Source organism: Microbacterium ulmi, from assembly GCF_011759705.1.
In the GTDB taxonomy this organism is placed as follows: Bacteria; Actinomycetota; Actinomycetes; order Actinomycetales; family Microbacteriaceae; genus Microbacterium; species Microbacterium ulmi.
In genome coordinates this window covers 1,426,992-1,435,855 of sequence record NZ_JAAOZF010000001.1, presented here as the reverse complement: position 1 = coordinate 1,435,855, position 8,864 = coordinate 1,426,992, and the positions used below count along the sequence as shown (strand labels likewise).

At 72.2% G+C, this 8,864-nt stretch carries 11 protein-coding genes; 6 read left to right on the top strand and 5 right to left on the bottom strand.

What is annotated here, in order from left to right:
- Window positions 1–103: 103 nt before the first annotated feature.
- Window positions 104–1,402, bottom strand: a complete 1,299-nt coding sequence (gene urtA, locus FHS08_RS06990) for an urea ABC transporter substrate-binding protein (RefSeq protein ID WP_167037138.1) — start codon at window positions 1,400–1,402, stop codon at window positions 104–106.
- Window positions 1,403–1,815: 413 nt separating this feature from the next.
- Here urtA and FHS08_RS06985 point away from each other — a divergent pair, with 413 nt between their 5' ends.
- From FHS08_RS06985 to FHS08_RS06960, 6 genes are read left to right on the top strand one after another with little or no spacing between them, the layout of a single operon-like run.
- Window positions 1,816–2,118, top strand: coding sequence for an urease subunit gamma (locus FHS08_RS06985; RefSeq protein ID WP_167037135.1), 303 nt, complete (start codon window positions 1,816–1,818; stop codon window positions 2,116–2,118).
- A gap of 9 nt (window positions 2,119–2,127) precedes the next feature.
- On the top strand, window positions 2,128–2,478 hold the full coding sequence (ureB, locus tag FHS08_RS06980; protein ID WP_167037132.1) for an urease subunit beta: 351 nt from the start codon (window positions 2,128–2,130) through the stop codon (window positions 2,476–2,478).
- Window positions 2,465–4,168 (top strand): urease subunit alpha, encoded by a 1,704-nt coding sequence (locus FHS08_RS06975; protein ID WP_167037129.1) that lies wholly within the window; start codon window positions 2,465–2,467, stop codon window positions 4,166–4,168. Before ureB ends, FHS08_RS06975 begins: the two co-directional genes overlap by 14 nt.
- Before the next feature lie 14 nt (window positions 4,169–4,182).
- Window positions 4,183–4,851, top strand: a complete 669-nt coding sequence (locus FHS08_RS06970; RefSeq protein WP_167037126.1) for an urease accessory UreF family protein — start codon at window positions 4,183–4,185, stop codon at window positions 4,849–4,851.
- Window positions 4,844–5,575 carry an urease accessory protein UreG gene (gene ureG / locus FHS08_RS06965; RefSeq protein ID WP_167037123.1) on the top strand — a complete coding sequence of 244 codons (732 nt, stop codon included), beginning with the start codon at window positions 4,844–4,846 and terminating at the stop codon, window positions 5,573–5,575. The genes FHS08_RS06970 and ureG overlap by 8 nt, the downstream gene beginning before the upstream one ends.
- Window positions 5,572–6,324, top strand: a complete 753-nt coding sequence (locus tag FHS08_RS06960) for an urease accessory protein UreD (RefSeq protein ID WP_341800338.1) — start codon at window positions 5,572–5,574, stop codon at window positions 6,322–6,324. Before ureG ends, FHS08_RS06960 begins: the two co-directional genes overlap by 4 nt.
- Here FHS08_RS06960 and FHS08_RS06955 read toward each other — a convergent pair.
- The 4 genes from FHS08_RS06955 to FHS08_RS06940 are packed head-to-tail and all read right to left on the bottom strand — an operon-like array spanning window position 6,305 to window position 8,847.
- Complete coding sequence (locus FHS08_RS06955; RefSeq protein WP_341800337.1) at window positions 6,305–7,096, bottom strand: energy-coupling factor ABC transporter ATP-binding protein; 792 nt, start codon at window positions 7,094–7,096, stop codon at window positions 6,305–6,307. The two genes, FHS08_RS06960 and FHS08_RS06955, sit on opposite strands and share 20 nt — an antisense overlap.
- On the bottom strand, window positions 7,093–7,800 hold the full coding sequence (cbiQ, locus tag FHS08_RS06950) for a cobalt ECF transporter T component CbiQ (protein ID WP_167037120.1): 708 nt from the start codon (window positions 7,798–7,800) through the stop codon (window positions 7,093–7,095). The genes FHS08_RS06955 and cbiQ overlap by 4 nt, the downstream gene beginning before the upstream one ends.
- 4 nt (window positions 7,801–7,804) lie before the next feature.
- On the bottom strand, window positions 7,805–8,158 hold the full coding sequence (locus tag FHS08_RS06945) for a PDGLE domain-containing protein (protein ID WP_167037116.1): 354 nt from the start codon (window positions 8,156–8,158) through the stop codon (window positions 7,805–7,807).
- Window positions 8,155–8,847, bottom strand: coding sequence for an energy-coupling factor ABC transporter permease (locus FHS08_RS06940; RefSeq protein WP_167037113.1), 693 nt, complete (start codon window positions 8,845–8,847; stop codon window positions 8,155–8,157). Before FHS08_RS06940 ends, FHS08_RS06945 begins: the two co-directional genes overlap by 4 nt.
- Between the last annotated feature and the right edge of the window lie 17 nt (window positions 8,848–8,864).

The window sequence follows — 8,864 nt, the reverse complement described above, 5'->3', positions numbered from 1 at the left end:
CAGTCGCTCTCTGTGCGGGTGCGGGTGCGGGTTCCGAGAGGGTGTTCTGGATGCGGGGCTCCGGGCCGGCTCCGGCACGCAGCCCCGCATCCCGTGGGGATGATCAGCCCGCAGAGGCCACGAGCGAGTCGCGGACGTCGGCGGGGAACCAGTCGTACCCGTAGAGGTACGGGTCGGGCTCGATGAACCCGTCGGACTCCCAGACGATCTCGAACTGGTTGTCGGCGTTGATCTTGCCGATGTGACCGGGCTTGGAGATGTGGTGGTTCTCGCCGTCCAGCGTGACGGTGCCCTCGGGTGCGTCGAAGGTGATGCCGCCGGCCGCAGCCGCGGCGTTCACCGCGTCGACCTCGAAGGAGCCGGCCTTCTCGACCAGGGCCTTGTAGAGGTAGAGCGAGATGTACGCGGCCTCCATCGGGTCGGAGGTCACTCCGCTGCTGCCGGGGTAGGCCTGCCAGTCCGCGATGAACTTCGGGTTGTTCGGGGTGTCCAGCGACTGGAAGTAGTTCCACGACGCGTAGTTGCCCGTGACCTCGTGCCCCATGGCCGGCGCCTCCTCCTCGGCGATCGACACCGAGATGATCGGCGTCGTCTCGGGCGAGAGCCCCGCGTCGTAGTAGGCCTTGACGAAGCCGACGTTCGACGAGCCGTTGATGGTGTTGAAGATGAAGTCCGGCTTGGCCGCCACGATCTTCGCGACCTGCGTCGTCCAGTCGTCCTTGTCGAGCGGCACGTACTCCTCGCCGACGATCTCGATGCCGAGCTCGGCCGCATACAGCTTGATGATCGCGTTCGCGGTCCGCGGGAAGACGTAGTCGGAGCCCGCGAGGAACAGCGTCTTCACCCCCTGCGCAGCGAGGAAGTCCATCGCCGGGATGATCTGCTGGTTCGTCGTCGCGCCCGTGTAGTAGATGTTGGGCGACGCCTCGAGGCCCTCGTACTGCACCGGATAGAAGAACAGGCCGTTGTGCTCCTCGACGACGGGCTTGACGGCCTTGCGGGAGGACGAGGTCCAGCCGCCGAAGATCGCGCCGACGCAGTCCTGCGTGAGCAGCTTCTCGGTCTTCTCCGCGAAGGTGGGCCAGTCGGTGGCGCCGTCCTCCTGGATGTACTCGATCTGCTTCCCGAGGATGCCGCCCGAGGCGTTGATCTCGTCCGCCGCCATGTGCAGCACGTTCGAGACGGTCTTCTCGGAGATCGCCATCCCCCCTGTGAGGGAGTTGAGGAAGCCGAGCTTGATGGTGTCGCCGGAGGTGTCGATGCAGCTGCCCGCATCGGCGGGCTCCGCTTCGGGGGCGGCGTCGCCTGCGCGGGCGCCGCAGCCGGCGAGCACGAGGGCCGCAGTGGTCACGAGGGCGCCTGTGGCCACAAGCGTTCGCAGCCGCTTGCTGATGGTGGACATGGGGGAACTCCGTTCCTGGTGGGTGCGGGACGCCGCCCCGGCCCGGTCTCGCACAATGGGCGCGCGGACTCGCGGCGCGGGGGGATGGTGCGGGTGGGGCTGTCCTGAGACGAGCCGTCGGCCTCCCGAACGACTCGCCCCGTGTCGCCGGCAAGGTGCGGCCGACTGCTGCAGGTGATGTCAGAATGGCCCTGTGTCATTACTCTGACATTTCTCGATTGTTCCGTTTCTGTTAACTGTGCCCAGCTCGATCGGTGCAGAACCCCGGAATTCCGCGGAATGGCTGCGAGGCGCCGGCGAATCCGCGATCCGCGGGCCTATGGGGCTCTCTCACCGCGTGGCACACTCTTGACATCGGCCTAGGCCGGTGCGCGGCGCGCCCCCGCCGCGCGATCCACGTGAGAAGGGTCGCGATGCACTTCACACCCGCCGAGACCGAGAAGCTGCTTCTCGCCGTCGCCGCGATGGTCGCGCGCGACCGGCTGGGCCGCGGCATCCGGCTCAATCACCCGGAGGCGATCGCGCTGCTGTCGTCGTGGGTGCTCGAGGGCGCCCGCGAGGGCCGCGGCGTCGCCGAGCTGATGGACGCGGGGCGGCGCGTGCTCACCCGCGACCAGGTGATGCCCGGCGTGCCCGAGATGATCTCGGACGTGCAGGTCGAGGCGACGTTCCCCGACGGGCGCAAGCTCGTGACCGTCCACCATCCGATCGACTGAGGAGCGACATTGGCACACGTCTCCAGCGAGGGCCCCGGGGCCTTCCGCATCGCGGCCGGCACGATCGAGCTCAACGCCGACCGGACGGATGCCGAGCGCCTTCGTCTCGTCTTCGTCAACACGGGCGACCGGCCCATCCAGATCGGCTCCCACCTGCACCTGCCCGACGCGAACGCCGCGCTCGCCTTCGACCGCGCGCGGGCCCACGGGTTCCGGCTCGACATCCCCGCAGGCACGTCGCAGCGCTTCGAGCCGGGGGCGTCGCGCGAGCTGGACGCCGTCGCCCTCCGGGGCCGGCGGGTCGTTCCCGGTCTGCAGCTCAAGGACGAGACGGAGGGTGTGCTCGATGGCGAGGATTGACCGCGAGCGGTACGCCGCGATCTACGGCCCCACAGCCGGAGACCAGGTGCGCCTCGGCGACACCGACCTGTGGATCGAGATCGAGCGCGACCTCACGGTCGGCGGCGAGGAGGCGGTCTTCGGCGGAGGCAAGTCCATCCGCGAGTCGATGGCGCAGGCGACCACGAGCCGGGCCGACGGCGCTCTGGACACCGTCATCACGAACGCGATCATCCTCGACTGGTGGGGGATCGTGCGCGCCGACATCGGCATCCGGAACGGCCGGATCGCGGGGATCGGCCACGCCGGCAACCCCGACGTGAGCGACGGAATCGACGAGGGCATGGTGATCGGGCCCTCGACGGACGTCATCTCGGGCGAGGGGCGCATCGTCACGGCGGGCGCCATCGACTCGCACGTGCACCTGCTGTCGCCGTCGCAGGTGCACGAGGCCCTCGCGACGGGCATCACGACGATCGTCGGCGGCGGCACCGGCCCGTCGGAGGGCTCGAAGGCGACGACCGTGACGCCCGGGGCGTGGCACCTGAGGATGATGCACCGCGCGCTCGATCCGCTTCCGGTCAACGTGCTCCTCCTCGGCAAGGGCAACACGGTCTCGCAGGAGGCGCTGCGCGAGCAGGCCCTCGCGGGCGCGGCGGGCTACAAGGTCCACGAGGACTGGGGGTCGACACCCGCCGCGATCGATGCGGCGCTGCGGGCGGCGGACGAGTGGGGGCTGCAGGTGGCGCTGCACTCCGACTCGCTCAACGAGGCGGGCTTCGTCGAGTCGACCATCGCGGCGATCGGCGGCCGATCGATCCACGCGTTCCACGTCGAGGGCGCGGGAGGGGGTCATGCCCCCGACATCCTGACTCTCGCGGGGCTGCCCCACGTCATCCCCGCGTCGACGAACCCGACCCTCCCCCACACCGTGAACACGGTGGCCGAGCACCTCGACATGCTGATGGTGTGCCACCACCTCAACCCCGCCGTGCCCGAGGATCTGGCGTTCGCCGAGTCCCGCATCCGGGCGACGACGATCGCGGCGGAAGACATCCTGCACGACGTCGGCGCGCTGTCGATCACGTCGTCCGACGCGCAGGCGATGGGCCGCATCGGCGAGGTCGTGACGCGCACATGGCAGGTCGCCCACGTCATGAAGGCCCGCAGGGGATCGCTCGGCACGAGCCTGCCCGCCGACAACGAGCGGGCGCGCCGATACGTCGCGAAGTACACGATCAACCCCGCCATCGCGCACGGCATCGCCTACGACGTCGGCTCGGTCGAGGTCGGGCGTCTGGCCGACCTCGTGGTGTGGGAGCCGAAGTTCTTCGGCGTGCGGCCCGCCGTCGTCATCAAGGGCGGCGGCATCGCGTGGGCCTCGCTCGGCGACCCGAACGCCTCGATCCCCACTCCGCAGCCGGTACTGCAGCGCCCTACGTTCGGCGACACCGTCGGCGCCGACCTGTCGGTCACGTACGTCTCCCCCGCGGCCCTGGCCGACGGCCTCGCCGAGACGCTGGGGCTGCACAGGCGCCTGGCCGCCGTCGAGCCCACACGGCACATCGGCAAGGCCGACATGAGGAACAACGACGCCCTGCCCGACATCCGCATCCGTCCCGACACGTTCGAGATCTCCATCGACGGCGACCCCGTGACTCCCGCTCCCGCGGCATCCCTTCCGCTCGCACAGCTCTACAACCTGTTCTGACGCGGCCGGCTCCCATGCATCCCGCCGCACCCACGATCGCGCTCCTGCTGGCCGATGCGCGCCTGCCGGCGGGGGGTCACGCGCATTCGTCCGGGCTGGAGCCCGCGCTGCTGAGCGGCATGGATCCCGCCGATGCTGCGGCGTTCCTCCACGCCCGCGCGCGGACGACGACGCTCGTGGATGCCGGGACCGCGGTCGTGGCGCGGCACGCGGCACACGCGGGCCTGCCCTCTGCCCCGGTCGAGCGCGCGTGGGCGGCGCGCACGCCGAGCAGGGCGATGCGGGAGGCCGCGTGCGATCTCGGGCGGGGCCTGCTGCGCCTGGCCCGCCGCCTGTGGCCGGACTCCCCCGCGATCGCGGCCGCCGCATCCTCGGCCGCGCCGCCCCGCCCGCTCGTGCTCGGCGCCGTCGCCGCCGCCGCGGGTCTCGACGCCGAGACCCTCGTGCGGCTCGCGGTGTACGACGACGTCGCGTGCGCCGTCGCGGCCCTGCTCAAGCTCGAGCCGGGCGACCCGGCCGACGGCGTCGCGCTCGTGCTCTCCGCGTGCGGAGCCGTCGAGGAGCGCATCCCCGGCCTCGCCGCGCTCACCTCTCCCGATCAGATCCCCGCGGCCGGCGCGCCGCAAGCCGAGGCGTGGGCCGAGAGCCACGCCCTCACGAACAGGAGGCTCTTCCGTGCCTGACCCCTCAACCCCTCGCTCCCTCCGCCTCGGCGTCGCGGGGCCCGTCGGCACCGGCAAGTCGTCGCTCATCGCGACGGTCTGCCGAGCGCTCGCTGACGAGCTGCGCCTCGGCGTCATCACGAACGACATCTACACCGACGAGGACGCGCGCTTCCTGCGGTCGGCGGGTGTCCTCGAGCCGGAGCGGATCCGCGCCGTCGAGACCGGCGCGTGCCCGCACACGGCCATCCGCGACGACGTCACGGTGAACCTGCTGGCGGTCGAAGAGCTCGAGCGGGACTTCGCACCGCTCGACGTCGTCCTCATCGAATCCGGCGGCGACAACCTCACGGCGACCTTCTCGCCCGCGCTCGTCGATGCGCAGATCTTCGTGCTCGACGTCGCCGGCGGCGGCGATGTCGCACGCAAGGGCGGCCCCGGCATCGGTCGCGCGGATCTGCTCGTCGTCAACAAGACCGACCTCGCCCCGTACGTCGGCGTCGACGTCGACGAGATGGTGGCGGATGCCTCGGCCGCCCGCGACGGACGCGCCGTGCTCGCGCTCTCCCGCACGGACGAGCCCTCCGTGCGTGCGCTGCGCACCTGGGTGCTCGAGGTGCTCGAGGGTCACCGGCGGGGCACGCACGTGCCTCAGGACCCCGGGCCCATGGCACCGCACTTCCACGCCGACGAGTCGCACCCCGACGGCGGGTACGTGCACGCGCACGCGCACGAGCACGAGTGACCTCGACCCGCATCGCCGTCGAGGCCGGCATCCCCCGCGCTCATGTCGATCTCGCGGTGGGCGCCCTCGCGCCGCGCCTGGTCGGACGCGGGCCCGCATCGGCGCACGTGGCGCTGGCGGCGGCGGGCATGGTCCTCCTCGGCGGCGATCGCGTGCACGTCGACATCGACGTCGGCGCGGGGTGCCTCCTCGAGATCGAGGACATCGGAGGGACGGTCGCCTACCCGTCGCGGGGAACGCCCTCCACCTGGACGGTCGAGGCCACACTGGGCGCGAACGCCGTGCTGCTGTGGCGCGGGCTGCCGTTCGTCGTCGCCGACGATGCCGACGTCGAGCGACGGACCGCGATCGTGCTCGAACGGGGCGCCCGTGCCGTGATCCGCGAGACCCTCGTGCTCGGCCGGCACGGCGAGAGGGGCGGTCGCCTCGTCTCGGAGTCGACGGTGAGCGATGCGGAAGGGCCCATCCTCGCCGAACGGCTGGAACTCCACGGCTGCGCACCCGAGCCCGGCGTGCTCGGCGGATGCCGCGTCGCCGACACGGTCGTCGCCGTCGGCTTCCGTCCGCCGACGCGGCCCGGAGACCTCGTCCTCGCGCAGCCCGGGGCGCTGGCCCGCCACCTCGGCGCGCACACGCACGCCTCGCCCCTCGACGGGGTGTGGAGCGCCTGGTCGGATGCCGCGGGAGGCGCCGGTGGGGATGCCGCTGCGCGTGCTGCTGAACCCGCCTTCAGCGTCGGGGCGCCGTGAGCGGATCGAACCCCCACGGCAGCTCGAGGCGGTGCGTCCGCAGCAGGTCGGCGTCGGCGAGGAGGTCCCTCGTCGGGCCGTCTGCGACGACGCGCCCCTCCGACAGGATCACGGATCGCGGGCAGAGCTCCAGGGCGTACGGCAGGTCGTGCGTGACGACGACGATCGTGGCCGGCAGCGCCGCCAGCGTGGCGGACAGCTCGCGGCGGGACGAGGGGTCGAGGTTGGAGGTGGGCTCGTCCAGCACGACCACGTCCGGGTCCATCGCGAGGATCGTCGCGATGGCCGCACGGCGGCGCTGACCCAGCGACAGGTGCTGCGGGGGCAGGGCCCCGGCATCCGGCAATCCCACGCGCCCGAGGGCCCACGCCGTGCGCGCCTCGAGCTCTGCGCCCCTCACGCCGTAGTTCGCGGGCCCGAACGCGACGTCCTCGCCGACCGTCGGCATGAACAGCTGGTCGTCGGGGTCCTGGAACACGACGCCGACTCGGCGCCGGATGTCGCGCACGGTCGCGCGGGCCACGGCGACGCCACCGATCTCGACCGACCCGGACTCGGCCCGCAGGATGCCGTTCAGGTGCAGCATGAGCGTCGTCTTGCCGGCTCCGTTCGGTCCCAGTACGGCGATCCGCTCCCCGGCCCGGATCTCGACCGACGCACCGTCGAGCACGAGGGGCGCGCCCGCGCCCGGATAGCGGAAGCGCACGTCGCGGATCGACACGGCGGCGCCCGCCGGTGCCGTCGCCCGGCCGGGGCCGCCGACACCGCTCACGACGCGACCGTCGCGGGGGACGCGGCATCCGACCCGGCGTCCCCGTCGACCTCGTCGCCGCCCGCGAGGGCGTCGCCGTAGCCGCGTGCGAGCATCGCGAGGTGCACGCGCTCGCCACGGGCATGCGAACGCACGAACAGGGCGGCGATCGACCTCGCCAGCACGCGCCACCCGCGCGGACCGCGAGGCGTGAAGCCCCGAGCGTCGCGGGCGATCCGCATGCGGCGGGACTCGTCGACGATGACGTCGAGGTAGCGGAGCATGAACGCCGCGATCGAGGCGAGCTGCCGGGGCAGTCCCAGCCCGTCGAGGGCGAGCACGATGTGGCGGGGCTCGGTGGTCGAGATGAGGACAGTCGCGGCGAGCAGCGCGAGCGTCGCCTTCGCGAGCAGCGCCCACGCTCCCCACAGCCCCTCGACCGCGAGCGGAACGCCCAGCACCTCGACGCGGGGGCCGAGCGCGATGAACGGCAGGAGACCCGCGAAGACGACGAACGGGATCTCGATCGACATGCGGCGGATCACGGCGATCGGCGGGATGCGCGCGACCACGATCGCCGCAGCGAGCAGCGCCGCGTAGATCGCGAAGGCGGCGAGCCAGTCGCGAGGCGTGGCCACCACGATGATCGTGAACACGATGAGGGCGACGAGCTTCGCCCGCGGTGAGACCCGGTGCAGCAGCCCGGTCGGACCGGTCGGCGCCACGCCGTCAGCCCTTCCTTCGCCGACGCCGTGCGGCGAGCTGCCCGAGCGACGCCAGCGCGAACGTGACGAGGCATCCGATCGCCCCCGCGATCGCGACCGACAGCGAGGGATCGTCGATGAAGGCCACCCCGTAGCCGGAGAGCAGACCGCCCGCTGCGGAGCTGTCGCGAGCGCTGTCGAGGAATCCGGCTGCTGCGGCGACGGACTCGAGCCCGTCGGGGTGGCTCGAGGCGAAGAGGCTCAGACCGCACGCCACGGTCAGCGCGAACGCGAGGGCGCCCACGGTGAAGGCGCGGGTCGACACGCGAGGCGTGCGGGCGGGTCGGTTCCCCGGGCGGCGCTCGTCGTCGGCCTTCATGCGGCGGCCGCCTCGCGCATCCTCGGAGTGCGCCTTGCCCGCTCGAATCGCGCGCCGTGGACGAGGTCGGGTCGGGTCGCGAGCACGGCCGACACGATGAGGGCCGTGATGACGGCCTCGCCGATGCCGATGAGGCTGTGCCAGCCCACCATGGCCGCGAGCATCGCGTCGAGCGGGACGGGCACCTCGCCGCCCAGGGCGAAGAGCAGGACGAAGACCGCGGCGGCCGCGGGCACCGAGACGAACGCGCCCACGGCGGATGCCGCGACCAGCGACGACCGCCCGCGCGGAAGCGCAGCGATCACGCCGCGGAAGACGCCCCACCCGACGAGGACCGTGACCATCCCCATCAGCGTGATGTTGGTGCCGAGCGCCGTGACGCCGCCGTCCGCGAAGAGGAACGCCTGGACGATGAGCACGACGCTGAGACAGAGGAGTCCCGTCGCGGGACCCACGAGCACGGCGGCGAGGGTGCCTCCGATGAGGTGACCGCTGGTCCCGGCACCGACAGGGAAGTTGATCATCTGCGCCGCGAAGATGACGGTCGCCACGATGCCCACGAGAGGCGCTCCGCGGTCGTCGGCGACCTCGCGACGCGAGCGCGGCAACGCGACGGCGATCGCGGCGACGGCGACGGCACCCGTCGCGATCGACGTGGGCACATCGAGGAACCCGTCGGGCACGTGCATGACGACTCCGATCCGTG